Source organism: Silvimonas soli (genome assembly GCF_030035605.1).
In the GTDB taxonomy this organism is placed as follows: domain Bacteria; phylum Pseudomonadota; class Gammaproteobacteria; order Burkholderiales; family Chitinibacteraceae; genus Silvimonas; species Silvimonas soli.
Genome location: NZ_CP106736.1, coordinates 3277072 through 3301195, shown reverse-complemented (window position 1 = coordinate 3301195; position 24124 = coordinate 3277072). Strand labels below are relative to the sequence as shown.

The window sequence follows — 24124 nt, the reverse complement described above, 5'->3', positions numbered from 1 at the left end:
TATGTTAAGATTTTAGAATGCGTGGTTATTTATTGGGAAAGCCATGAAATTACAGCAATTGCGGTACCTGGTCGAAGTCTCCAAGCAAGGGCTGAACGTCTCCGAAGCGGCAGAAAAGCTGCATACATCGCAACCGGGGATTTCCAAGCAGATCCGCTTGCTGGAAGACGAACTGGGCGTACAGATATTTATCCGTAACGGTAAACGCGTCGTCGACGTCACCGCGCCTGGCCGCGAGATTCTGCATATTGCTGAACGCATTTTGATGCAGGCGCAGAACCTCAAGCGCATCGGCGAAGAGTTTGTGAATGTCGAAGGCGGCAGTCTCACCATCGCCACCACGCACACGCAAGCCCGTTACGCGCTACCCAAAACCATCAAGGCGTTTCTGTCGCGCTACCCCAAAGTCCGGCTGTCCATCAAACAGGGCAGCCCGACCCAGATTAGTGAAATGGTGGTTGAGGGTGAAGCCGATCTGGCCATTGCTACCGAAGGCATCGATCACTATCCGGAGCTGGCCATGTTGCCATGCTACGAATGGAATCGCTCCATCGTGGTACCCGAAGGCCACCCGCTCGCCGCGCTGGATCGCAAAATTGGGCTTGAAGACGTCGCCGCCTACCCGCTGGTGACATATGACTTTGCCTTTACTGGCCGCTCATTGATCAACCGCGCCTTTGAAAGCCGGGGCTTGACTCCCAACGTGGTGCTGACTGCCATCGACTCTGACGTAATCAAAACCTACGTCAGCCTCGGTCTGGGTGTCGGCATTCTGGCCACCATGGCGTTTGAGCCAGAACGGGATCGCGGCCTGGTCGCCATCGATGCCGGTCATTTGTTCGAGCCATCGACCACGCGAATTGGCGTGCGCCGCGATGCGTATCTACGTGGTTATGCGTTTGAGTTCATTGAACTGTTCTCACCGCATCTCACCCGCGAAATGGTGCAAGGCTCGCTACTGATGAATGAGCCGGAAGGTGAAGAAGAAGAGTAAGCGGCCCGCGCAGGCCTGCATTGCTCACCAATAAAAAAGGCCAGCAATGCTGGCCTTTTTTATTGGCTACCCGGATATCTTAATCCGTGTATTAACTCAGACGGCGGCAACAAGCCGCACCGAGAGCGGCTGACCACCCTCGGCCAACATCAATAGCCGATCAATGTTCGGATGCTTGCCCGGATGCTTGAGCGCATCTTCAGTGTGCTCGGCATACAAGCGCAGGCCTTTATCTGCCGCAACAGTATCAATCGCGCCAAACTCCTGATACAGCGCATGGTAAACGCGCACGCTGCCAGCCTGACCAGGCCGGTTTTCCAGGCGGGCCGCAACGGCCTCACCCTCCAGCAACTCCAATGCACCCAAATGATCTACGCTCGGCAAGGTTGCCAGCACTTCGCTAAATTGCATGTTTCCAATCCTGATCGTTGATTCTGGAATTGATCCTGAATAGTAAAAAAGACGTCAAAGCCCCGCTGCGGCCGGACCCCAGACCTGTTCAAAGCGGGTGCGGCCAATCAATACGGCCGGTTCGAGCATATCGGCGACGGCATATTGCGCATCACCACTATCGCGTTCAATGGGCTCGGGCAAGGCTTGATCCGCCGGGTCAAACAATGCCGCAATCAAGGGTGCCACTTCGTTAGACGAACGCTTCACCACGCCCACCTCGCCATTGGCCAGACGCACAACAGCACCGGGCGGATACAAACCAAGCGTGTCGCCAAACAACCTGCCCAGCTTGGCATCGGCCCCGCCATGACCGCGCAAGGTGCGGAATAACGCGCTGTCCACCACGCTACCGCTACGCCACGCTGCTTGGGTCAACATGGCGCAATAGCGGTCGGCCAGCCCGATCAAGCGAGCTTCAAAGCAAATCTGCTCGCCCTGTAAATGCGCCGGGTAACCACTGCCATCGGGCAGTTCGTGATGCTGCAACACGCAATCGAGCCACAGTTGGTCCGATACACCGTAGCGGCGCAGTAAATCGCGACCTATCTGCGGATGTTGATGCATTGAGGTACGTTGTTCCGGCGTCAACGGTCCGGCCTGGCGGGACAGTGTTTCCTGCAGCGCCATCATGCCGATATTCATGGTCAGCGTTGCGCTTAACACCGACTGGCGATCCTGCACGTTCATGGCCAGTCGCCGACACACCAGCTCCACAACCAGCGCCGTGTCTACGGCATGACGAATACCATAACCGCCCTCTTGTGCATGCAGGATCACGGCCAGCGCCACATCCTCGTTTTGCGTACAGGCTTGCTGTAGCAATTGCGCGATATCCGCGATGCGTTGTGAGAAGTCCGCCTGCGGTTGCTCGGCCTGCAGCGCTTCAAACAACTGAAAACGCGCATGCAATACCAACCCGGCCACCGAACTCGCGCTGCTGACTGGGGAGGAATTGGTATCGTGGGTCGATGACGCGGCAGGCATGGTCGGGAATGGGTCCGTAAGTGGGCCGAAGTGGCCTCTGATTCTAGCTTATGTGTCGGCTGCGTGGCCCGGTCATAACCGGAGCGATCCGCGCCAGCTATTCAGAGTCAGACTTCGTCGATCCAGGCCAGTTGAATGGCTTCAAGAATTTTCTCGCCACAATGCTTGGGATCATCATTGAAGTCGTCGAGCGCCATCACCCATTCCATCAGATCGGTAAAGCGGATGGTTTTCGGGTCGATTTCGGGAAAGCGGTCAGCCAGTTCGATGGCGATATCGCGGGAATCTGTCCATTTCATGCCGGGTTCTCCTCTTTGACGCGAGCAACGCGTCCGGTGGTGAGTGCCACAAGTTCAGTCGGGGTGAGCCGGAAAACGCTGTTGGGCGTACCGGCGGCGGCCCACAATTCTGCATAAGTCAGCAGGTCTTCGTCGATCAAAGTAATCGGTTCTTCGATATGCGCTACCGGCGCAACACCGCCAATGGCAAAACCGGTTTTCACACGCACAAAATCGGCATCTGCGCGGCCAACCTTTTCACCCACCAGTTCCGCCACGGTTTTTTCGCACACGCGATTACGGCCACTGGTGACCACCAACACCAGCCGCTGGCTGGGTTTGGCTTTCAGAATGATGGATTTGGCAATTTGCGCGACATCGCAGCCAATAGCCTGAGCAGCATCGGCAGCAGTGCGGGTTGATGCATCAAAGGTCACAATCCGCGCGGCGATATCATGCCGGGCGAGAACATCGGCGACCCGTTGCTGGCTGGCAGAGATCGCTTCAGTCATCAGTGATTTTCCCGCGCGTGGTTGATGGTGTATTTCGGAATTTCCACTACCAGATCGGTGTCTTCAACCAGCGCCTGGCAAGACAAACGCGATTGCGCAGTCAGGCCCCAGGCTTTGTCCAGCAAGTCGTCTTCCAGTTCATCACTGGGTTCCAGGCTGTTAAAGCCTTCGCGCACGATCACGTGACAGGTCGTGCATGCACACGATTTCTCGCACGCATGTTCGATTTCAATATCATTTTGCAGCAGGGCATCACAGATCGACACACCCGGTTCGGCTTCAATGACCGCACCATCCGGGCACAGCGAGGGATGAGGCAGTACGACGATTTGAGTCACAGTGCAGTCCTTTTAAATCTCAGAGTTCGCCAATTTTTTGACCCGCCAGGCCGCGCTTGACCGCTGCATCCATACGGCGGCCAGCGAACTCACCCGTCACCTGGTTGAGCTCTTCAGCGGTGGTGCGAATGGTATCGGCATTGTCGCCTTGCAGTTGCTGCACCAGGCGAGCCAGTACGGCGTCGATTTCCACGCGCTCTTGCGCATTGAGCAAATGGCCATCGGATGCCAGCGCGGCTTCGGTGGCTTGCAACAGGCTGGTGGCTTCGACCTTGGCTTCGGCCAGTTTGCGGGCGGTCATGTCATCGGCCGCAAATTTCATCGAATCCAGCAGCATCTTGCCGATTTCATCGTCACTCAAGCCATACGATGGTTTCACCGCAATGCTGGACTCCAGCCCGGTAGACAACTCACGCGCCGACACGGACAACAAGCCGTCTGCATCGACCTGGAAGGTCACGCGAATGCGGGCTGCGCCAGCGACCATCGGCGGAATGCCGCGCAGTTCAAAGCGCGCCAGCGAGCGGCAATCCGCAACCAACTCACGCTCGCCTTGCAAGACATGGATCGCCATGGCGGTCTGGCCGTCTTTGAAGGTGGTGAACTCCTGGGCGCGAGCAGTCGGGATAGTGGAGTTACGCGGAATGACTTTCTCGGTCAGACCACCCATGGTTTCCAGACCCAGCGACAGTGGAATCACATCCAGCAGCAGCCATTCATCGTCGCCCTTGTTGCCAGCGAGCACATCGGCCTGCATCGCTGCGCCCAAGGCCACGACTTTATCCGGGTCCAGATTGGTCAGCGGCGCTTTGCCAAACAAATCGGCCACGGCACGGCGTACCTGCGGCATGCGGGTGGCTCCTCCAACCAGCACTACGCCTTTGATATCGGCAATGGTGAGCTTGGCATCGCGCAACGCTTTTTTGACTGGCGTAAGTGTCTTTTGCACCAGATGCGCGGTGATCTCATGCAGTTGAGCCACAGTGAGCTCAACGTCGATCATTTCGCCATCAGACAACAACGCGGTGAGATGCGTGCTGTCGTGGTCAGTCAACGCCTCTTTGGCTTCGCGGGCACGGGTCAACAGCAGACGCGAGTCCTGTGCGTTCAAGCGCGAGATACCGGCTTGCTCCATGGCCCAGCAGTGAATGCGATGGTCAAAATCGTCGCCACCCAGTTGCGAATCGCCCGAAGTGGCTTTGACTTCAAACACGCCACGGGTGAGCTCAAGGATGGAGACATCAAAAGTGCCACCGCCCAGGTCGTACACCACGTAAGTGCCTTCGGCGCCGTTATCCAGACCGTAGGCGATCGCGGCGGCGGTAGGTTCGTTCAGCAAACGCAGTACGTTCAAACCGGCCAGTCGCGCCGCGTCTTTGGTCGCCTGGCGTTGGGCGTCGTCAAAATACGCCGGAACGGTGATTACCGCGCCAACCAGTTCGCCACCGAGACTTTCTTCAGCGCGGTTTTTCAAGGCACGCAGGATGTCCGCAGAGACCTCAACCGGGCTTTTCACCCCAGCCACCGTCTGTAGCTTGAGCATGCCGGGTTCGTCGACAAAACGGTACGGCGTAGCCAGATCGGCTATGTCTTTCAAGCCGCGGCCCATAAAGCGTTTGACCGAAACCACGGTGTTGGATGGGTCTTTGTTCTGGCGCGCTTGCGCAGCATGACCCACCGTGATGACACCTTCGGCGCCGTAGTTCACCACCGATGGCAGCAAGGCACGGCCCTCAGCATCCGGCAAACAGACTGCACTACCGCTGCGAACTGTCGCGACGAGCGAATTGGTGGTACCCAGATCAATACCGACCGCCAGACGATGCTGGTGCGGGGCGGCAGACATGCCAGGTTCGGCGATTTGCAGCAGGGCCATTGGTCCTGTCCTCTAAAGTCAAAAAGGCGCGCGTTTGCGATTCGCGCGCCTGTAAACGGTTGGGTTATCGTTGCCGACAAACCCGGTAATGAGTGCATTTTTGTTTCGGGCCTGCCGGGTCAATCCACCCGAATTCCAGGCCGAAAAGAAAAATGGTCTCGCTGGCTAATCATTCACTGCGGCGTGGCCAAAACCAGTCAGACCAAATCAATACAGCACGGACTCAATCGCGTTACCGATTTCCTGATCCAGCTTTTCCATAAAGCGCAGTTTGCGCACTGCCATCGCCGCATCCGCATAACGACCTTCGTCATCGATCAGGCGGCCGAGTTCATCTTCCAGCGCGTGAATTTCCTGGCGCAATTCACCGTTCAGCTCTTCCAGCCGCTCCACATTTTGCGAGGCTTTGCCTTCGGCAATATGTTCACGCCAGATCATCTGATTCATCAGAAAATCCATCGGCATGGCGGTATTGGTTTCTTCTTCGGTATCTACGCCATTCAATTGCAGCAAATAGCGGGCACGGGCGACGGGAGACTTGAGTGTTTGCCAGGCTTCGTTCACTTGCGTGGCGATCTGCAGCGACAAACGCCGTTGCGCATCGTCAGCACTGGCAAAGCGGTCAGGATGATACGTAGCTTGCAAGGCGCGATATTGCGTCTCCAGCGCTTTGCCATCAAGAGCAAAGGTCGCGGGCAACTGGAATAGCTGGAAATGAGTCTGATTGAAATCGAAAGTCATGGACGACGCGGGCCGCAAGCTATGAAAGTACCAAGATTAACAAGAAAACAACCCAACACCGTGTTTCTTGTTGCAGTTATCTACCGGACTATTCCAGCGCGCCGATGCGGCACTGCCGGCATCAGGCTCTGGTCGCGTCGCTCAAACGTGGAAGCTTTCGCCGCAGCCGCACTCGTTCTTCACGTTCGGATTATTGAACTTGAAGCCTTCGTTCAGGCCTTCTTTGGCGTAGTCCAGTTCTGTGCCATCGATATATGGCAGGCTTTTGGCATCCGTGAAAATCTTCACGCCAAAGCTTTCGTAGACCACGTCGGTTTCGCTTTGCGCATCGACGAATTCCAGCTTGTAGGCCATGCCCGAACAGCCGGATGTTTTCACTGCCAGGCGCACGCCCACACCCTTGCCACGGCGGGCGAGGTAACCGGCAATATGCGTTGCCGCGCGTTCACTCAAAGTCAAAGACATTCACCGAACTCCGTAGGGTGCGCATTCATGCGCACCGTCAGCTTGACCGCGTTCGCACGCAAAAGCGTGCAAACCCTACCGCTCACTCGCAATTTACGCGTCGTGCTTTTGCTTGTAGTCGAGCACTGCAGCCTTGATGGCGTCTTCCGCCAGGATGGAGCAGTGGATTTTCACCGGCGGCAGTGCCAGTTCTTCAGCAATATGGGTGTTCTTGATCGACAGTGCTTCGTCCAGGGTTTTGCCCTTGACCCACTCGGTCACGAGCGAGGACGAGGCAATCGCCGAACCACAGCCGTAGGTTTTGAACTTGGCGTCTTCAATTACGCCGTCCGCGCCCACCTTGATCTGCAGCTTCATCACGTCACCACAGGCCGGTGCGCCGACCATGCCGGTGCCTACGGTTTCGTCGCCCTTTTCAAACGAGCCAACGTTGCGCGGGTTTTCGTAATGGTCGATCAGTTTTTCGCTATATGCCATGAGATTCTCCTGAGAGGGATGAGCCGCAAAGGTGAGGCGTAAACCTCAAACCCGTTCGCTCATCGCCATAAAATATTCTGCTGTTTAACCGTTCAAGTCGAAGTGCAGGTTTGGCGCTATCAATCTTCGCGCCTTACTGCGCAAACACAATTAGTGCGCAGCCCACTGCACCTGGCTGATATCGATGCCGTCTTTGAACATTTCCCACAGCGGGGAGAGTTCACGCAGCTTGCCGATCTTTTCATGAATCAATTTGATGGCAAAGTCGATATCTTCAACCGTAGTAAAACGGCCGATAGTGAAGCGGATCGACGAATGCGCCAGCTCATCGGAACGACCGAGTGCGCGCAGCACATAAGAAGGCTCCAGACTGGCCGAGGTGCAGGCAGAACCGGACGACACGGCCAGTTCTTTCAGCGCCATGATCAGCGATTCGCCTTCAACAAAATTGAAGCTCACGTTCAGGTTATGCGGAACGCGTTGTTCCAGATCACCGTTCAAGTGGGTTTCTTCAATATCGGACAAACCCGCCCACAGCCGATCACGCAGCATGCGGGTGCGTTCCAGTTCGGTGCCCATTTCTTCGCGTGCCAGACGATACGCTTCGCCCATGCCCACGATCTGGTGAGTCGCCAGCGTGCCGGAGCGGAAACCACGTTCGTGGCCGCCACCGTGCATTTGTGCTTCCAGACGAACACGTGGCTTGCGGCGGATAAACAGCGCGCCGATGCCTTTCGGTCCGTAAGTCTTGTGCGCCGACAGGGCCAGCAGATCGATTTTGCTCTTTTGCAGATCGATCGCTACTTTGCCGGTGGCTTGTGCAGCGTCGACATGGAAAATAATGCCTTTCTCGCGGCACAGATCGCCAATGGTATCAACGTCTTGAATCACGCCGATTTCGTTGTTCACGTACATTACCGAGATCAGGATGGTGTCCGGGCGGATGGCGGCTTTAAGCACGTCCATATCCAGCAGACCGTCGTCTTTCACATCCAGATAGGTAACTTCGAAACCTTCACGCTCCAGCTCACGCATGGTATCAAGCACGGCTTTGTGCTCGGTCTTCACGGTGATCAGGTGCTTGCCTTTGGATTGGTAGAAGTGCGCCGCGCCCTTAATGGCCAGGTTGTCTGACTCGGTCGCGCCGGACGTAAACACGATTTCCTTGGCATCGCAGTTCAGCAACGCGGCAACTTGCTCACGCGCTTCTTCCACGGCCGATTCCGTTTCCCAGCCATACGCGTGCGAACGCGATGCCGGGTTGCCGAAATGTTCGGTCAGGTACGGAATCATTTTCTGTGCCACGCGCGGATCAACCGGGGTGGTAGCAGAGTAATCAAGGTAAATCGGCAACTTGCGGTCCATTGCGGGTACTCCGTACTCAATCTGTGCTTGTAAGAGTTTCTGGCTGGTTCTACTTCTTGGCTTGTCTGACTCTACTGCCAGGCCGATGCCGATTCATGGCATCACACCTGTTAAATATCTTTGTTCCTGGCTTATGCGCCCGGCAGCAAACTGGCCGCTTCCACCGGTTTTGTATGACGCTGATCCAGCAAAACTGCGGATTGGCATTGTTCTTTGCGACGCAGCTTTTCGTGCTGCTGCTCGACCAGTTGCGCCAGCGTGACCGACGACAAATAGTCATAAATGGTTTTGTTCAGGCTGGCCCACAAATCGTGGGTCATGCAGCGGTGATCTTCCAGGCAGTTTTCCTTGCCGCCACACTGGGTAGCGTCAATGGGCTCATCCACGGCCTTGATGATCTCTGCCACGGTGATCTGGTCCGCACTACGCGCCAGACAGTAACCACCGCCCGGTCCACGCACGCTTTCCACCAGTTCACGGCGGCGCAGCTTGCCAAACAGTTGTTCCAGGTAGGAAAGCGAAATCTGCTGGCGCTCGCTGATACCAGCCAGGGTCACCGGCCCTTTGGCTTGGCGCAGGGACAGGTCGAGCATTGCCGTAACGGCAAACCGGCCTTTGGTCGTCAGTCGCATCGCTTTGTCCTGGGTGGTCGAATAGGGTGAATCGTAAAATACCCTACAGTTTTAGTCAAGTAAAAGCCCTGGTAGTTCAGTCGGGTTTTCGCGGTCTAATGGCGGCAGCAGCACACTCAATCCACAATCCGGTTCAGGTAATTGGGATCAAACGAATCTTGCTCGGCCCGTTCCTGGGTGCAATCCACACCCAACTGTTCCAGTCGGGCCAGAATCATTTCCAGGCGCTTGTCGGTGATGACGGAATGATCCAGCAAACCGTGAATGGCCTTGGCCGTGGGGTCGTTCATGTCATCGCTAATGCCGTAAGCAGAAAAACCCATCTTCTGCGCTTGTTCAGCACGGGCTTTGTCGCGTTCTTTGTCGACCATGCGCGCCAGATTGGCCACCATGGTCGCGCCAGCCGGAACCGCTTTGATCACCACTGCGTTCGGGCCAATCTTGGCGCCCTGCCCGACCACAAATCCGCCCAGTACTTTGGCACCGGCACCGACCACCACACCGGGTTCCAGCGTGGGATGGCGTTTGCCTTCATGCAAAGATGTCCCGCCGAGTGTCACGCCTTGGTACAAGGTGCAATCGTCGCCAACCTCGGCGGTTTCGCCAATCACCGTACCCATGCCATGGTCGATAAACACGCGGCGGCCAATGGTCGCGCCGGGGTGGATTTCGATGCCGGTCAGCCAGCGACCAAAATGGGACACCGTGCGTGCCAGCAATTTGCAATCACGCAGCCACAAGCCGTGTGCCATGCGATGCAACGTTTGCGCCTGAAAGCCCGGGTAACAGATCACCACCTCCCAAATCGAACGAGCGGCGGGGTCGCGGTCAAGAATGGCCCGGATGTCTTCACGCAAGCGATCTAGCATAAGCAGCTGGCTTTCAGGGAAGGTTAGAAAGCCGACTATTTTACTCGACTTTTATTTGTAAGACCAGCCGCACACACCCACGCAACCCGTTGATATTGTTGCATTATTTTTTCTTCACGATTTTGTTTCGGCCAATCAGCAGACCGAATGACGGGTGTTTTGCGGGTAAATCCGCCACTTAAAAACACTTCAAACGCCGCTTTACGCTAATCAATAACGCCCTCGCGCCGCCGTGCGTTATTGCGCGAAGGTGTAGGCCAAAGACAACGTCTGGCGGCTGATTTCGCGACATTCACAATAAATTCAGGAAAAACCGAAAAACACGCGGTAGTCTATGCGCCGACCTATCCGGCGGAGCCGACCATGCATGAGACTCTCCTGACACAGCTACTGGCTCTGCCGCATCTGACCGAACGCACTTTCGTGGGCGGCGCCGCGCTGTTTCGCTTTCACCAACGTGTGCAAGTACAGCGCACGCCGTACTTTGTGCCGTGCCTGATTGCCGTATTGGCGGGCGAGAAGCACATCAAGACCGGGCAGCATGAATATGTCTGCCGCGCCGGCGACTGGTTTACCGTCAATGCGGGCACCGAAATCACCTTCACCAACGTGCCCGATCCGGACAAAGGTTATTTCGCCGCAGTGGTGATCGCTGCCGATGCCAGCATGCTGCAACGGTTCCGCCAACGTTATGCCAGCGTGCTGCCCGCCCGGCTCGATGGCGACCCCCAGATTCAACCTGACGAAAACTGCCGCAAGGCGCTGGCCGATTATGTCGGCGAAATTCTGCTGCCGCATCACGACAAACTGTCTGACGCGCTGGTCGAGTTGCGCTGGGAGGCCTTATGGCTGGCGCTGGCCCGGCAAGGTGTTGGCCGCGAGTTGCTGATGGCGCAACCTGGCCGCTGGCGCGAACGCGTGGTCTGGGCAATTTACAGTAACGTCGCCGCTGACTGGCGGGCCGACGACGTTGCTCGCAAGCTGGCACTGAGTGAATCATCGCTACGTCGCCGTTTGCGGGATGAAGGGACGTCGTTCAGCGAATTACTCAACGATGTGCGCATGGAGCGTGCGCTGGGCATGGTGCTGGACGGGCACACGCCCATCCAGCGCGTTGCCGAGGCGTGCGGCTATTCCTCGCCCTCACGCTTTGGTGCGGCTTTTCGTTTGCGCTTTGGTCTGGCGCCGTTGGCCTTGCGGGCCTCGTTTGAGCAATCCCCGACGGACTTTTTACCCAAGGCTGGCACGGCAGAACGGGCAACAGCCGACATGCAAAACGCCTGATCCCTCCACGCGAGTACGCTTGGCCGATACCGGATACGTTGAATTTTGACCGGTACAGGCGAGAATCTGACCGATTGCGGCGATACCTTCGCGCCATGTTTTCGTAAATTGAGACTGCGTTTGATTTGAGAGATGCGGATGCATACCGCAACACGACAACCGACACAGTAACGAGGAACGAAGCCCATGAAACAACTTATCCAACTTCTCTCCGCCACTATCCTGGCGCTAGCCGCAAGCTACGGCAGTGCCGCTGATTTTGTACTGACCAGCAAAGAAGTCACCAACGGCGCTACCTTGTCGCAAAAACAAGTGGCCTATGGCGATGGCTGCCGTGGCCAGAATATTTCGCCTGATCTGGTCTGGCAGAACCCGCCTGCTGGCACTCAAAGCTTTGCAATAATCGTGCACGACCCGGATGCCCCGGGCGCGCATGGCTGGTGGCATTGGCTGCTTTTCAATTTGCCTGCCAGCACCAACCATCTGGTCGCTGACGCTGGTGGCTATGGCGGCAAGGGTTTGCCCGCGGGCGCGCAGCAAAGCCACTCCAGCGGCGGCAGTGCCTATTGGGGCGGCGCTTGCCCGCCGCAGGGCGACAAACCGCATCACTACAACTTCACTGTTTATGCGCTAAAAGTGCCCAATCTGGCAGTAAAACCGGATGACAGTCCGGAGCGGGTCAGCGCTGCCATTCAGGCGCAGGCCATCGGCAGCGCGACCATCACCGCCACCTACGGGCGCTGATGCCCGTGGCTTGAAGCGGGCCAATGATCAATCGGCAGTGCCAATCATCGCCCGATGATCTGGCCCACTTTAATGGCCGCCGCCACATTGCGCGCGGCTAGCCGCACATTCTGCGCCGCCTGGACTAGTGCCTCGTCTAGCGTGCTGGCGGAGTGCAATACACTGAATACGGCGTCGATACCATGCTGGTAAACCACGGCCACATCGCCGGATAAACTTCCGGCAATGCCAATCACTGGCACGCCGTGGCGTTGCGCCACCAGCGCTACGGCCATGGGCGTTTTGCCATGAATGGTCTGGCCGTCCATGCGCCCTTCCCCCGTGATGACCAGATCGGCATTGCGTATTGCCGCATCCAGCCCCACAGCTTCGGCGACGATATCACCGCCCGCACGCAAACGACCCTGCAAGAACGCGAGCATACCCGCGCCCATGCCACCAGCAGCGCCAGCTCCGGCGACGTTATTCACATCCAGGCCCAAGTCGCGCTGAATGATCCCGGCGTAGTGCGCGAGATTGGCATCAAGCTGGCGCACCATCTCTGGCGTCGCGCCTTTTTGCGGGCCAAATACCGCAGAAGCGCCGTTCGGGCCGGTGAGCGGATTATCGACATCACAAGCGACTTCAATCGCACTTTGCGCCAGGCGCGGATCAAGTCCAGCCAGATCAATATTGGCCAGTTGCGCCAGCGCAGCGCCACCGTGCCCGAGTTCCTTGCCCTCGGCCGTGATAAAACGCGCGCCCAGCGCCTGGGCCATTCCCACGCCACCATCGTTGGTGGCACTGCCGCCAATACCGAGAATGAAATGGCGAGCACCCGCGTCCAGCGCGGCACCAATCAACTCGCCGGTACCATAACTGGTGGTAAACAGCGGATTGCGTTGCGCTGGCGTCAGCAATGCCAAACCACTGGCCGCAGCCATTTCGATCACTGCGGTACGGCCATCACCGGTCAAGCCATAGAACGCGGCCACCGGTTCACCTGACGGCCCAGTCACCGCCACCTCAACGCGTCTGCCTTGCGTGGCCTCAACCATGGCTTGCACTGTGCCTTCGCCGCCATCCGCCATCGGCATCTTGAGGTAATCCGCAGATGGAAAGACTTCGCGAAATCCGGCTTCGATCTGGATGGCAACTTCCAGCGCGCTCAGGCTTTCCTTGTATGAATCGGGAGCAATAACGATTTTCATGTTTGTGTATTCGCGGTAACGGGTGCGCTAGCGGATTCGCTAATCCTGAATTGCAATCCCGTCAGATGCAACGAATTGCTCACCCAGCCCTCGCGGAGCCGCACCGCTTTGGGGTGAATGAACTACCGAACCGTAGCAAAAGAGCCGCCAAACGCCCGGGATCGATCACACCATCGTCGATCAACCCGCGCCCCAAACCATGTCCGGACAAGGGAATCACATTGTGCAAAGTGCCAGGGAGCGTCACGCGCATTTCCGCGTCGCCCAGATTCAGCGCTACCAGGATGGTGGTGTCATCCAGTTTGCGGGTAAACAGCAGTACCGGCTCAGGCGCTTTGTAGAACTTGATGTCCCCGCGGATCAGCGCCGGATAATGGCGGCGCCATGCCAGAAAATGCCGGGTGAAATTGAGCACCGAATCCAGTGGCCGTTCTTGCACCGTCGCGGCATGCGCTTTGTGTTCCTCGGGGATGGGTAGCCACGGTGTGCCCACCGTGAACCCGGCGTTGGCTGCATGCTTTTTCCAGGGCATGGGCGCGCGGCAGCCATCGCGGCCTTTGAACTGCGGCCAGAACGCTTTGCCATACGGGTCTTGCAGCAAATCAAAAGGAATATCGGCTTCGGGCAGGCCCAGCTCGTCGCCCTGATAAATACAACTGCTGCCGCGCAAGGTGGTCAACAGCGCCAGCACCATTCTGGAAAATTGTGGATCAGCCACATTGTGGCCCCAGCGAGTAAGCACCCGCGGCACGTCATGATTGCCCACCGACCAGCACACCCAGCCCGGCTTGTCGTAATTGGCCAGATGATGCTCCATCGCCAACACCTGGCCGCGAATGAACTCGGCTGAATAATGTTCGGTCAGCAAATTGAAACTGTAGGCCTGATTGAGCTTGTCGCCGCCCGATGTGTATTCAGCCATGCGCGTTAATGAGTCATCGTCCCCCACCTCGCCCACACTGGCTGCACCATATTGGTCCAGCAGCTTGCGTAGACGCTTGAGAAACTTCAGATTTTGCGGGCGACTTTTGTCATACAAGTGCTGCTGCATGCCGTAGGGATTAGCAGCAGTGACGGTGATGTCATCCACCACTGCGGCGGGCGGATTGCTGCGCAGTTTGCGGTCGTGAAAGTGGTAATTGCAGGCATCAAAGCGAAAACCATCCACACCGCGTTTCAGCCAGAACTCGATGTTATCCAGAGTCGCTTGTTGTACGTCTTCGCAATGAAAATTCAGGTCTGGCTGTGAGACCAGAAAATTGTGCAGGTAGTACTGCCGCCGTTGTGCATCCCATTGCCATGCTGAACCACCGAACACCGAAAGCCAGTTGGAAGGCGGCGTGCCATCGGATTTGGCATCGGCCCACACATACCAGTCAGCCTTGGGGTTATCACGGCTTTGGCGGCTTTCTTCAAACCACGGATGCACGTCCGCGCTGTGCGACAGCACCTGGTCAATAATCACCCGCAAACCGGCTTTGTGCAGATCCGCCACCAGCGCATCAAAATCGGCCAGCGTGCCAAACAGCGGATCGACCTCGCGGTAATCGGCAACGTCGTAGCCAAAGTCCTTCATCGGCGATTTGAAAAAGGGCGAAATCCACACCGCATCGACGTTCAAACGCTTCAGGTATGGAACGTGCTGGCGAATACCGGGCAGGTCGCCCACGCCGTCACCATTGCTGTCCATAAAACTGCGTGGGTATATCTGATAAATCACTGCACCGCGCCACCACGCCTTACTTTGTTTAGCCATGTGTCGCCCTTAATCTGGTCAGGGTGAAACGCAAATTTTTGTCAGATTTCGCTGAAAACTTAGCAAGCCAATATTGCAGAACAGCATCCGCGTAACCGTTGAGCTATAAATTAACTTAATGTAGTGGAGCCAGAGACAGTACAACGCCGGTTGGCCCGGTTCTGGGTCGGCCTGGTTCTGAATGAGCATGCAACGCAGTTGTATATAGCACGTGACATCAATCCGTTTGCCTATAAACGCCCACCAAGAGATCGCGTCATGCCTTATAAGCTAGCAACCGCCGCCCGGGATGCCCTGTTCACTGGCGATCACGCCGATCCATTCTCGATACTTGGTCTGCATGAAACTGACGAAGGCTTGGTGGTGCGCGCTTTTCAGCCGGATGCAACTGAAGTCAGCGTTATAGACATCAACGCCCGCAAGCTGGCCACGCTGGAACGCACCGATGAGCGCGGTTTTTTTGAAGGTGTTATCCCGCGCCGCAAAAACCGCTTTGCCTACCGCTTGCTGGTGACCTGGGAGCACGGCCAGTTTGATCTGGAAGATGCTTATCGGTTTGGCCCGAGTCTGGGCGATATGGACATCTGGCTGCTGGCAGAAGGGACACACACTCGCCCCTATGAAAAACTGGGCACGCATCCGACCACCATTGATGGCGTCGGTGGCGTGTCATTCGCTGTGTGGGCGCCCAACGCCCGCCGCGTAGCACTGGTCGGCGATTTCAATTTCTGGGATAGCCGCCGCAATCCCATGCGGTATCGGCCTGAATGCGGTGTCTGGGAATTATTCATGCCCGGCGCGCAGATCGGCCAACTCTACAAATACGAAATTCGCGACCACAACGGCGATGTGTTTTTGAAGTCCGACCCGTATGGTTTGTCGATGGAGTTGCGGCCAGGCACAGCCTCTCGCGTTAGCCGTTTGCCGGCGTGGGTGGAGCCGAGTGTTGAGCGCCGCCAGGCCAATGCCTTTAACGCGCCGGTTTGCGTTTACGAAGTGCATCTTGGTTCATGGCGACGCATCCCCGAAGAAGGCCAGCGTTGGCTCACTTACCGCGAACTGGCCGATCAACTGGTGCCATATGTGCAAGGTCTGGGCTTTACCCATATCGAGTTGATGCCGGTGAATGAGCATCCGTTTGATGCCTCCTGGGGCTATCAACCGCTAGGGCTCTATGCGCCGACCTCACGTTTTGGTTCGCCCGATGACTTCCGTCATTTTGTCGACACCGCACACAAAGCCGGCTTAGGCATCATTCTGGATTGGGTGCCTGGACACTTCCCCTCCGACGCCGCGGGGCTGGCCACCTTTGACGGCACTCACCTGTACGAACACGCCGATCCGCGCGAAGGCTTTCATCAGGACTGGAACACCCTCATCTTTAACTACGGGCGCAATGAGGTCCGCAATTACCTGATCGGCAACGCGTTGTACTGGGTTGAGCGTTACGGCATTGACGGCCTGCGGGTGGATGCCGTGGCCTCGATGCTCTACCGCGACTACAGCCGCAAAGAAGGTGAATGGATTCCCAACCGCTTTGGCGGACGGGAAAACCTGGAAGCCATTGATTTTCTCAAACGCATGAACGAAACCGTCGGCACGGTGCGCCAGGAGGCGATCACCATTGCCGAAGAATCTACCGCCTTCCCGGCCGTAACCCGACCGCCTGCCGATGGCGGGCTGGGCTTTCACTTCAAGTGGAATATGGGCTGGATGAACGACACGCTGTCGTACATGATGCTGGACCCGGTGCATCGCAAACATCATCACAACAAGATGAGTTTTGGATTGATGTACGCGTGGCACGAAAACTTTGTGCTACCGCTGTCGCACGATGAAGTGGTCCATGGCAAAGGCTCACTGCTGACCCGCATGCCCGGCGATACCTGGCAAAAATTTGCCAATCTGCGCGCGTATTACGCCTTTATGTGGGCGCATCCGGGCAAGAAGCTGCTGTTTATGGGCTGCGAGTTCGCCCAGGGCCAAGAGTGGAATCACGAAACCAGCCTGGATTGGCATTTGCTGGAAATCGATTGGCATCGTGGCGTGCAAACGCTAGTGCGCGATCTGAACCAGACTTACCGCCGCGAAGGTGCGCTGTATCAGAAGGATTTCACCGAGGAAGGGTTTGGCTGGATCAGCGCCGACGATGCGGCCAATTCGATCTACGCCTTCTTCCGCCGCAATGACGTGGCCGGTGAAGAAATCGTGGTGATCTGTAACTTCACCCCGGTCCCGCGCGAAGGCTACCGGGTGGGCGTGCCACACAGCGGCCAGTACGCCGAAATCCTCAATACCGATTCGCAATATTACTGCGGCGGCGACATCGGCAATCCGCCGCAATACACCACTGATGAAGCTTGCAACGGCTTTGCCCAATCGCTGCTGCTGACCTTGCCACCTCTGGCGACCATCTATCTGAAGCGGGTAGCACCATGACGCTGCAAGAAGGGCGTGCCTGGCCGCTTGGTGCCTTTTTCGATGGCGAGGGCATCAACTTTGCCTTGTTCTCGGAGAACGCCACGGCGGTCACACTGTGTCTGTTTGATGCCGCCGGCACCGAAACCAGGCTGAGCTTGCCCGCTAACGAGAACGGCATCTGGCATGGCTATCTGGCCAATGGCAAACCGGGACAGCTTTACGGGTATAGGGTGAGCGGCCCTTATGCGCCGCGTGACGGACATCGTTTCAATCCCAATAAATTGTTGCTCGACCCCTACGCCAAGGATGTCGTCGGGCATGTCCACGATCACTCCAACTTTCTGGGGGATGATCTGGAAAACCCGGGTCAGGCAGATCCGACCGACAGCGCTGAACTCGCCCCCAAAGCGAGAGTCACGGCCGAAACATACGATTGGGAAGGTGACGCTGGCCCGCGTCATCCATGGTCACAAACCGTGATTTACGAAGCCCACGTCCGCGGCATGACCATGTTGCACCCGGATGTGCCTGAAGCGTTGCGTGGTTCCTACGCCGGTTTTGCGCACCCCGCCGTGATTGCGCATTTGCAAAAGCTGGGCGTGACGACGGTTGAATTGCTACCGGTAACGCTGCATGCCGACGAACCGCGTTTGCAACGCATGAACCTGGTCAATTACTGGGGCTACAACCCGCTGGCGCTGATGGCACTGGAAACGCGTTATTGGTCCGGCGCCAAAGGCAGTACGCCGCTTTCCGAGTTTCGTGATCTGGTCAAAGCGCTGCATCGTGCGGGTTTTGAAGTGATCATGGATGTGGTGTTCAACCACACCGCTGAACTGGATGCGGCTGGACCCACGCTGTCGCAACGCGGCATTGATAACGCCAGTTATTACCACCTGACTGGCGATGGCAATTACGAGAACTGGACCGGTTGCGGCAACACTCTCAAGCTCAGCCACCCGCGCATGTTGCAACTGATGATGGACAGCCTGCGTTATTGGGTTACCGAATGCCATATCGATGGCTTTCGGTTTGATCTGGCCCCGATCATCGGCCGTGGCGCCAGTGGCAGCTTTACCACGCAAGCCGGGCCGTTTGCCGCCATCGCGCAAGATCCGATTCTCAGCCGCGTCAAATTGATTGCCGAACCGTGGGACGTGGGCTCAGGCGGCTATCAACTTGGCCACTTTCCACCGGGTTGGGCGGAATGGAACGACCAGTATCGCGATACGCTGCGCCGCTTCTGGCTACACGATGGGGTCAATCGCGGTCAGTTGGCACAACGCCTGGCGGCCTCCAGCGATCTGTTTCATATTCCGGGCCGCAAGCCGTGGGCATCGATCAACCTGATCACCGCGCATGATGGCTTCACGCTGGCCGATCTGACCAGTTACAACCAGAAGCACAACAAGGCCAATGGCGAGAACAATCGCGATGGTCACAGCGATAATCTGTCATGGAATTGCGGCGAAGAAGGCCCGACTGACGACGAAGACGTGCAACTGCTGCGCGACCGCTCACGCCGGGCGCTGCTTGCCACGCTGTTCCTGGCGCAAGGCACGCCCATGCTGCTGGCTGGCGATGAACTAGGTCAAACCCAGGGCGGCAACAACAATGCGTTTTGCCAGGACAACGCCACCAGTTGGTTGAACTGGTCCAGTGCCGACCCCGGCCTCACCGACTTTGTGGCCGAGCTGATTGCCCTGCGCAAAAACTGCCCGGCGCTGGTTAATGGCCAATGGTGGCGCGAGACGCCGTCCACCGAAGCCGATGAATACGATGTGCAATGGCTCAACCCGTCGGGCGGGCTGTTGAAATCGCATGACTGGGATGACAGCGCCGCCCGCGCCATGATGCTGGCCTTGAACGGCGGCATCCTGGTGTTGATCAACGGCTCGGCTCACCAACTGGAATTTCGCTTGCCAGCCGGTTGCTGGCGAGTAAAGCTTGCAAGTGCGCAGGCCAGAGAATCAGGTCTGCATCAGGATGAATACCGCGCATCACCGCGCAGTGTGACGGTCATGCTGTCGGACGAATGCCCTATCGACGCCCCTGCCCTGTCTATCCAGACCCAAAACAAAAATACGCCAACATCAACGGACTGAAAAATCATGAGTACCCAAACTATCCAGACCCAGCCTTTTACCGGCCAGAAACCGGGCACCTCGGGTCTACGCAAGAAAGTCGGCGTGTTCCAGCAACGGCATTACCTGGAAAACTTTGTCCAGGCCATCTTTGACGCGCTGGGTGATGTCAAAGGCAAAACCCTGGCGCTCGGCGGCGATGGCCGCTATCACAACCGAGTCGCCGTGCAGACCATTCTGAAAATGGCCGCCGCCAACGGCGTGGCCAAAGTCATGGTCGGTAAAGACGGGATTCTATCTACGCCCGGCACCAGTTGCGTGATCCGCAAACACAAATTGTCTGGCGGCATTATTTTGTCGGCCTCGCATAACCCCGGCGGGCCAGATGGCGACTTTGGCATCAAGTACAACATTGATAACGGCGGCCCGGCACCCGAGAAAGTCACCGACGCCATTTTCGCCAAAACCGAGACCATCACCCGCTATCTGATTTCCGATGCGCTGGATTACGACATCGATACCATCGCCAGCGGCACGCTGGATGGCATGACCGTTGAAGTGATCGACCCGGTGGCCGATTACGCTGAACTGATGCAGCAATTGTTTGATTTCAATGCTATCAAAACCTGGCTGGCCAATGGCCATCGTATCCGTTACGACGCCTTGTCTGCCGTGGGCGGTCCTTACGCGATAGAGATTCTGGAAGGCTTGTTGGGTGCGCCCAAGGGCTCAGTGGTTAACGGTATTCCGCTGGAAGACTTCGGCGGCCATCACCCGGACCCCAACCCGGTTTACGCCACCGATCTGATCGAACATCTGGATGCAGCCGACGCTCCCGATATCGGCGCTGCTTCGGATGGCGATGCTGACCGCAACATGATTGTCGGGCGCAAGCTGGTGGTCACGCCGTCAGACAGCTTGGCGATCATCGCCGCCCATGCCACTGTAGCGCCAGGTTACAAGAGCGGGCTGGCTGGCATTGCGCGCTCTATGCCGACCTCGCAAGCGGCCGATGTTGTCGCCAAGGCGCTGGGGATTCCGGCTTATGAAACCCCAACCGGATGGAAGTTTTTCGGCAACTTGCTCGATGCGGGCAAAGCGACTGTGTGCGGCGAAGAAAGTTACGGCACCGGTTCCAACCATATCCGCGAAAAAGATGGCGTCTGGGCCGTGTTGTTCTGGCTGAACATTCTGGCCGCCACCGGTAAGGGCGTGGCCGAGATTGTGGAAGAACACTGGGCCAAGTATGGCCGTCACTTCTACTCGCGCCACGACTTTGAAGGCATCGACACTGACGCCGCCAATACGCTGATGAGTGATCTGCGCGGCAAGCTGACCACTCTGGTCGGTACGCAACTGGCCAACCGCACCGTGCAACTGGCGGACGACTTCGCCTACCTCGATCCGGTCGACGGTTCGCTGTCCCAGAAACAAGGCGTGCGCATCATTTTTGCTGATGGCAGCCGCATCATTTACCGCCTGTCTGGCACCGGTACGGAAGGTGCCACGCTACGGGTCTATCTTGAAAGCTACGAGGCTGACGTCACCCGTCACGCCACGCCGCCGCAAGAGGCATTGGCCGACCTCATCACCGCATCTCGTGAACTGGCGCGCATTGCCGAACTAACTGGCCGTAAGGAACCCACGGTCGTGACCTGAAACCACTAGTACCCGCGCCAAAGCCGTCAGGGTGGCAACACCTGGCCTGACTTTGCAACACGTCAGCCGCCAGGTGCCTGCCCAAACAGATTTGTGAACGGTTCTAACCCATATAAAGAGGGCAGACAAATGGGCGCTCACCAGAAAACCGTGGAGACAACCATGCAGTATCCGATCATGGACAAAATCACGCTGGCCCGACAACTACCGAATAAATCGGTAGCGCTGGTTCTGGCAGGTGGGCGCGGGTCGCGGCTGAAGGCATTGACGGATAAGCGAGCAAAACCGGCCGTCCATTTTGGTGGCAAGTTCCGCATCATCGACTTTGCCCTATCCAATTGCCTGAACTCGGGCATCCGACGCATTGGCGTCATCACCCAATACAAATCGCACAGTCTGCTGCGCCATCTGCAACGCGGCTGGTCGTTTTTGCGTAACGAGATGAATGAGTTTGTTGATCTGCTGCCCGCGCAGCAGCGGATCGACGAAGAACACTGGTATCGCGGCACGGCCGATGCGGTGTATCAGAACATGGATATCATCCGCGGCTATCGCCCGGAATACGTGGTGATCCTGGCCGGGGATCACATCTACAAAATGGATTACTCACGCATGTTGCTCGATCACGTCGAGCAAGGTGGCGAGTGCACGGTGGCGTGTATTGAAGTACCACGGGTGGACGCCTCGGCCTTTGGCGTAATCCACATGGATGAATACCGCCGCATTATCGATTTTGTCGAAAAACCCGCAGACCCGCCGCCGATTCCGGGCAAGCCAGAATCTTCACTAGCCTCAATGGGCGTGTATATCTTCAACGCCGATTACCTCTACAAAATGCTGGATGAAGACATCGCCGATGACAAATCCAGCCATGACTTTGGCAAAGACCTGATCCCCAAAGCGGTGAGCGAAGGCAAAGCGTTTGCCCATCCGTTTGAATTGTCTTGCGTGTCATCCGACCCCGAATCCCAACCTTACTGGCGCGACGTCGGTACCGTGGATGCGTACTGGAAAGCCAACCTGGACCTCGCCTCGGTTACGCCGGAACTGGACGTCTACGACCGTACCTGGCCAATCTGGAGCCACCAGGAACAACTGCCACCAGCCAAGTTTGTGCAGGATCGCAATGGCAGCCACGGCATGACTTTGAACTCGCTGGTATCCGGCGGCTGCATTGTGTCCGGTTCGCTGGTGATCAACTCGGTGTTGTTTTCCAGCGTGCGCGTGCATTCGTTCTGCACAATCGACTCGGCGGTCATCCTGCCCGACGTGGTTATCGGTCGCTCCAGCCGTCTGCGGCGCTGCGTGATTGATCGCGCTTGCGTGATTCCGGACGGACTGGTGGTCGGAGAGAACGCCGAAGAAGACACCCGCCGCTTTCATCGCAGCGAAGAAGGCGTGGTGCTGATCACCCGGGACATGCTCGCCAAGTTGTGATCTATCTGAGCACAACACGCCAGCCGTGTTTTGGCACCCGCTGTTATCAGCCTGCAACCTGAACAGCGCCCAATACGTTACTCATTGAGGTAACGCAGGGAGAGATTTGACATGCAAGTGCTGCACGTTTGTTCTGAACTGTTTCCGTTGCTTAAAACCGGCGGCCTGGCCGATGTGACTGGCGCACTGCCACCCGCGCTGAAAGAACTGGGCGTAGATACCCGTGTGTTGTTGCCGGGCTTTCCGGCAATACGCGCAGGCTTCGTGGAAGAAGGTGAAGTCGGCACGCTGGATACCTTTGCCGGACGGGTACGCGTGTTGTTTGGGCGCGTGGCCGAGAGCGATCTGGAAATCTACGTCATTGACGCGCCAGGTCTGTACGACCGCAGCGGCAACCCTTATCTGGACCCGCATCTCGAACCGTATAACGACAACCACCTGCGCTTTGCCCTGCTGGCCTGGATTGGGGCCGAACTGGCAAGCGGGCTGGACCCGTTCTGGCGCCCACAGGTGGTGCATGGCCATGACTGGCACACCGGTTTGCTGCCCGCTTATCTGGCAGCACGTGGGCGTCCGGCCAAATCGGTGTTCACGGTACACAACCTGGCTTATCAGGGCGTCTTCCCGGCGTGGGTGTTTGATGGTTTGCGTTTGCCTGGCAGTTTTTTCAATATGAACGGGCTGGAGTTTCACGGGCAGATTTCATTTCTCAAAGCGGGCTTGTACTTCGCCGACCACATCACCACGGTCAGCCCCACTTATGCACGTGAGATCACCACAGCTGAACAAGGCTGCGGGCTGGATGGCCTGTTGCGCGACCGGCGCGATGCGTTAACCGGCATTCTCAATGGTGTGGATAGCGCGGTGTGGGACCCGCTGACCGATGCCTTAATCCCGGCAACCTATTCAGCGGACAAACCGCAACAAAAAACCCGCAACAAACTGGCGCTGCAAGAGCAAACCTCTTTGCAATCCGATGCCGACGCGCCTTTGTTTGTGGTGGTCAGTCGCCTCACCGAGCAAAAAGGCCTGCACCTGGTACTGGAATTGCTTCCGGAACTGGTAGCCGCCGGGGCGCAGTTTGCCTTGCTGGGAAGCGGTGACCAGCATCTGGAACACGCCTTTAACACGGCAGCGCTGCATGAGCCTGGGCAGGTTACGGTGCAGATCGGGTATGACGAGGCGCAATCGCACCGTTTGATGGCGGCGGCAGATGTGGTTTTGGTGCCAAGCCGTTTTGAACCTTGCGGGCTCACCCAGTTGTATGGACTCAAATATGGTGCATTGCCGTTGGTACGTCGCGTCGGCGGGCTGGCGGATACGGTTGTGGACACTACGCTGGAAGATATGGCGGATGAAAAATCCACCGGCTTTGTGTTTGAAGAATTCAGTGCAGATGGCTTGCGTCAGGCCATGCGGCGCGCATTGGCACTCTGGGCTCGTCCCAAAGACTGGAAAGCCGTGCGCAAAGTAGCCATGACACAAGATTTTGGCTGGGAAAACTCGGCCCGCTCGTACTTCAATCTTTATGAACAGCTACTGGCCTGACGGCCTGACTGGAGATT

The 24124-nt window shown here is 57.3% G+C and carries 22 protein-coding genes; 8 read left to right on the top strand and 14 right to left on the bottom strand.

All coding sequences use genetic code 11. From position 1 onward, the window contains the following. The first annotated feature begins 43 nt into the window (after positions 1-43). Positions 44-994, top strand: coding sequence for an HTH-type transcriptional regulator CysB (gene cysB / locus N7220_RS15185; RefSeq protein ID WP_283148364.1), 951 nt, complete (start codon positions 44-46; stop codon positions 992-994). A gap of 96 nt (positions 995-1090) precedes the next feature. On the opposite strand, the gene N7220_RS15180 is transcribed toward cysB, so the two are convergent. The 12 genes from N7220_RS15180 to cysE form a co-directional block, all read right to left on the bottom strand. After that, on the bottom strand, positions 1091-1405 hold the full coding sequence (locus N7220_RS15180) for a DUF2322 family protein (protein WP_283148363.1): 315 nt from the start codon (positions 1403-1405) through the stop codon (positions 1091-1093). A gap of 54 nt (positions 1406-1459) precedes the next feature. Beyond that, positions 1460-2431 carry an HD-GYP domain-containing protein gene (locus N7220_RS15175; protein WP_283148362.1) on the bottom strand — a complete coding sequence of 324 codons (972 nt, stop codon included), beginning with the start codon at positions 2429-2431 and terminating at the stop codon, positions 1460-1462. 107 nt (positions 2432-2538) lie between these two features. Then, positions 2539-2730 (bottom strand): Fe-S cluster assembly protein IscX, encoded by a 192-nt coding sequence (iscX, locus tag N7220_RS15170; protein ID WP_283148361.1) that lies wholly within the window; start codon positions 2728-2730, stop codon positions 2539-2541. Beyond that, complete coding sequence (locus N7220_RS15165) at positions 2727-3221, bottom strand: YbaK/EbsC family protein (protein WP_283148360.1); 495 nt, start codon at positions 3219-3221, stop codon at positions 2727-2729. The genes iscX and N7220_RS15165 overlap by 4 nt, the downstream gene beginning before the upstream one ends. Beyond that, positions 3221-3559, bottom strand: a complete 339-nt coding sequence (fdx, locus tag N7220_RS15160) for an ISC system 2Fe-2S type ferredoxin (protein WP_283148359.1) — start codon at positions 3557-3559, stop codon at positions 3221-3223. Before fdx ends, N7220_RS15165 begins: the two co-directional genes overlap by 1 nt. Positions 3560-3578: 19 nt before the next feature. After that, positions 3579-5435, bottom strand: a complete 1857-nt coding sequence (gene hscA, locus N7220_RS15155; protein WP_283148358.1) for a Fe-S protein assembly chaperone HscA — start codon at positions 5433-5435, stop codon at positions 3579-3581. A 207-nt stretch (positions 5436-5642) separates the two neighbouring features. Next, on the bottom strand, positions 5643-6176 hold the full coding sequence (gene hscB / locus N7220_RS15150) for a Fe-S protein assembly co-chaperone HscB (RefSeq protein WP_283148357.1): 534 nt from the start codon (positions 6174-6176) through the stop codon (positions 5643-5645). Positions 6177-6317: 141 nt separating this feature from the next. After that, positions 6318-6641 carry an iron-sulfur cluster assembly protein IscA gene (gene iscA, locus N7220_RS15145; protein ID WP_283148356.1) on the bottom strand — a complete coding sequence of 108 codons (324 nt, stop codon included), beginning with the start codon at positions 6639-6641 and terminating at the stop codon, positions 6318-6320. 93 nt (positions 6642-6734) lie between these two features. Beyond that, a complete protein-coding gene (iscU, locus tag N7220_RS15140) occupies positions 6735-7118 on the bottom strand; it encodes a Fe-S cluster assembly scaffold IscU (protein WP_283148355.1) in 384 nt (127 codons plus the stop codon). 150 nt (positions 7119-7268) lie between these two features. Next, positions 7269-8483, bottom strand: a complete 1215-nt coding sequence (locus N7220_RS15135) for an IscS subfamily cysteine desulfurase (RefSeq protein ID WP_283148354.1) — start codon at positions 8481-8483, stop codon at positions 7269-7271. 131 nt (positions 8484-8614) lie between these two features. Then, positions 8615-9115 carry a Fe-S cluster assembly transcriptional regulator IscR gene (gene iscR / locus N7220_RS15130; RefSeq protein WP_283148353.1) on the bottom strand — a complete coding sequence of 167 codons (501 nt, stop codon included), beginning with the start codon at positions 9113-9115 and terminating at the stop codon, positions 8615-8617. 116 nt (positions 9116-9231) lie between these two features. Further along, positions 9232-9984: a serine O-acetyltransferase gene (cysE, locus tag N7220_RS15125; protein ID WP_283148352.1), complete on the bottom strand. Its 753-nt coding sequence runs from the start codon at positions 9982-9984 to the stop codon at positions 9232-9234. A gap of 363 nt (positions 9985-10347) precedes the next feature. Here cysE and N7220_RS15120 point away from each other — a divergent pair, with 363 nt between their 5' ends. After that, positions 10348-11268 carry an AraC family transcriptional regulator gene (locus tag N7220_RS15120; RefSeq protein ID WP_283148351.1) on the top strand — a complete coding sequence of 307 codons (921 nt, stop codon included), beginning with the start codon at positions 10348-10350 and terminating at the stop codon, positions 11266-11268. Positions 11269-11454: 186 nt separating this feature from the next. Continuing rightward, positions 11455-12012, top strand: coding sequence for a YbhB/YbcL family Raf kinase inhibitor-like protein (locus tag N7220_RS15115; RefSeq protein WP_283148350.1), 558 nt, complete (start codon positions 11455-11457; stop codon positions 12010-12012). Between the two features lie 44 nt (positions 12013-12056). On the opposite strand, the gene N7220_RS15110 is transcribed toward N7220_RS15115, so the two are convergent. Both N7220_RS15110 and N7220_RS15105 read right to left on the bottom strand, forming a co-directional pair. Further along, positions 12057-13202 carry a glycerate kinase gene (locus tag N7220_RS15110; protein ID WP_283148349.1) on the bottom strand — a complete coding sequence of 382 codons (1146 nt, stop codon included), beginning with the start codon at positions 13200-13202 and terminating at the stop codon, positions 12057-12059. A gap of 79 nt (positions 13203-13281) precedes the next feature. Next, positions 13282-14958, bottom strand: a complete 1677-nt coding sequence (locus N7220_RS15105; protein WP_283148348.1) for an alpha-glucosidase — start codon at positions 14956-14958, stop codon at positions 13282-13284. Positions 14959-15216: 258 nt separating this feature from the next. Between N7220_RS15105 and glgB the strand changes: the two genes are divergently transcribed. The 5 genes from glgB (at position 15217) to glgA (ending at position 24107) form a co-directional block, all read left to right on the top strand. Beyond that, positions 15217-17397, top strand: coding sequence for a 1,4-alpha-glucan branching protein GlgB (gene glgB, locus N7220_RS15100; RefSeq protein WP_283148347.1), 2181 nt, complete (start codon positions 15217-15219; stop codon positions 17395-17397). After that, positions 17394-19484 carry a glycogen debranching protein GlgX gene (glgX, locus tag N7220_RS15095; RefSeq protein ID WP_283148346.1) on the top strand — a complete coding sequence of 697 codons (2091 nt, stop codon included), beginning with the start codon at positions 17394-17396 and terminating at the stop codon, positions 19482-19484. The genes glgB and glgX overlap by 4 nt, the downstream gene beginning before the upstream one ends. A gap of 6 nt (positions 19485-19490) precedes the next feature. After that, positions 19491-21122 (top strand): alpha-D-glucose phosphate-specific phosphoglucomutase, encoded by a 1632-nt coding sequence (locus N7220_RS15090; protein WP_283148345.1) that lies wholly within the window; start codon positions 19491-19493, stop codon positions 21120-21122. Between the two features lie 162 nt (positions 21123-21284). After that, positions 21285-22559, top strand: a complete 1275-nt coding sequence (glgC, locus tag N7220_RS15085; RefSeq protein WP_283148344.1) for a glucose-1-phosphate adenylyltransferase — start codon at positions 21285-21287, stop codon at positions 22557-22559. Between the two features lie 111 nt (positions 22560-22670). Beyond that, positions 22671-24107, top strand: a complete 1437-nt coding sequence (glgA, locus tag N7220_RS15080) for a glycogen synthase GlgA (protein ID WP_283148343.1) — start codon at positions 22671-22673, stop codon at positions 24105-24107. The last annotated feature ends 17 nt before the right edge of the window (positions 24108-24124 follow it).

Bases quoted from the DNA above. Each gene is read 5' to 3' on its own strand.
- N7220_RS15115 (WP_283148350.1), top strand. From the start codon at position 11,455: ATGAAACAACTTATCCAACTTCTCTCCGCCACTATCCTGGCGCTAGCC.
- iscU (WP_283148355.1), bottom strand. From the start codon at position 7,118: ATGGCATATAGCGAAAAACTGATCGACCATTACGAAAACCCGCGCAAC.
- N7220_RS15180 (WP_283148363.1), bottom strand. From the start codon at position 1,405: ATGCAATTTAGCGAAGTGCTGGCAACCTTGCCGAGCGTAGATCATTTG.
- cysE (WP_283148352.1), bottom strand. From the start codon at position 9,984: ATGCTAGATCGCTTGCGTGAAGACATCCGGGCCATTCTTGACCGCGAC.
- iscR (WP_283148353.1), bottom strand. From the start codon at position 9,115: ATGCGACTGACGACCAAAGGCCGGTTTGCCGTTACGGCAATGCTCGAC.
- N7220_RS15105 (WP_283148348.1), bottom strand. From the start codon at position 14,958: ATGGCTAAACAAAGTAAGGCGTGGTGGCGCGGTGCAGTGATTTATCAG.
- N7220_RS15110 (WP_283148349.1), bottom strand. From the start codon at position 13,202: ATGAAAATCGTTATTGCTCCCGATTCATACAAGGAAAGCCTGAGCGCG.
- N7220_RS15175 (WP_283148362.1), bottom strand. From the start codon at position 2,431: ATGCCTGCCGCGTCATCGACCCACGATACCAATTCCTCCCCAGTCAGC.
- hscA (WP_283148358.1), bottom strand. From the start codon at position 5,435: ATGGCCCTGCTGCAAATCGCCGAACCTGGCATGTCTGCCGCCCCGCAC.
- glgB (WP_283148347.1), top strand. From the start codon at position 15,217: ATGCCTTATAAGCTAGCAACCGCCGCCCGGGATGCCCTGTTCACTGGC.
- N7220_RS15120 (WP_283148351.1), top strand. From the start codon at position 10,348: ATGCATGAGACTCTCCTGACACAGCTACTGGCTCTGCCGCATCTGACC.
- N7220_RS15135 (WP_283148354.1), bottom strand. From the start codon at position 8,483: ATGGACCGCAAGTTGCCGATTTACCTTGATTACTCTGCTACCACCCCG.
- cysB (WP_283148364.1), top strand. From the start codon at position 44: ATGAAATTACAGCAATTGCGGTACCTGGTCGAAGTCTCCAAGCAAGGG.
- hscB (WP_283148357.1), bottom strand. From the start codon at position 6,176: ATGACTTTCGATTTCAATCAGACTCATTTCCAGCTATTCCAGTTGCCC.
- glgX (WP_283148346.1), top strand. From the start codon at position 17,394: ATGACGCTGCAAGAAGGGCGTGCCTGGCCGCTTGGTGCCTTTTTCGAT.
- N7220_RS15165 (WP_283148360.1), bottom strand. From the start codon at position 3,221: ATGACTGAAGCGATCTCTGCCAGCCAGCAACGGGTCGCCGATGTTCTC.
- glgA (WP_283148343.1), top strand. From the start codon at position 22,671: ATGCAAGTGCTGCACGTTTGTTCTGAACTGTTTCCGTTGCTTAAAACC.
- N7220_RS15090 (WP_283148345.1), top strand. From the start codon at position 19,491: ATGAGTACCCAAACTATCCAGACCCAGCCTTTTACCGGCCAGAAACCG.
- iscA (WP_283148356.1), bottom strand. From the start codon at position 6,641: ATGTCTTTGACTTTGAGTGAACGCGCGGCAACGCATATTGCCGGTTAC.
- glgC (WP_283148344.1), top strand. From the start codon at position 21,285: ATGCAGTATCCGATCATGGACAAAATCACGCTGGCCCGACAACTACCG.
- iscX (WP_283148361.1), bottom strand. From the start codon at position 2,730: ATGAAATGGACAGATTCCCGCGATATCGCCATCGAACTGGCTGACCGC.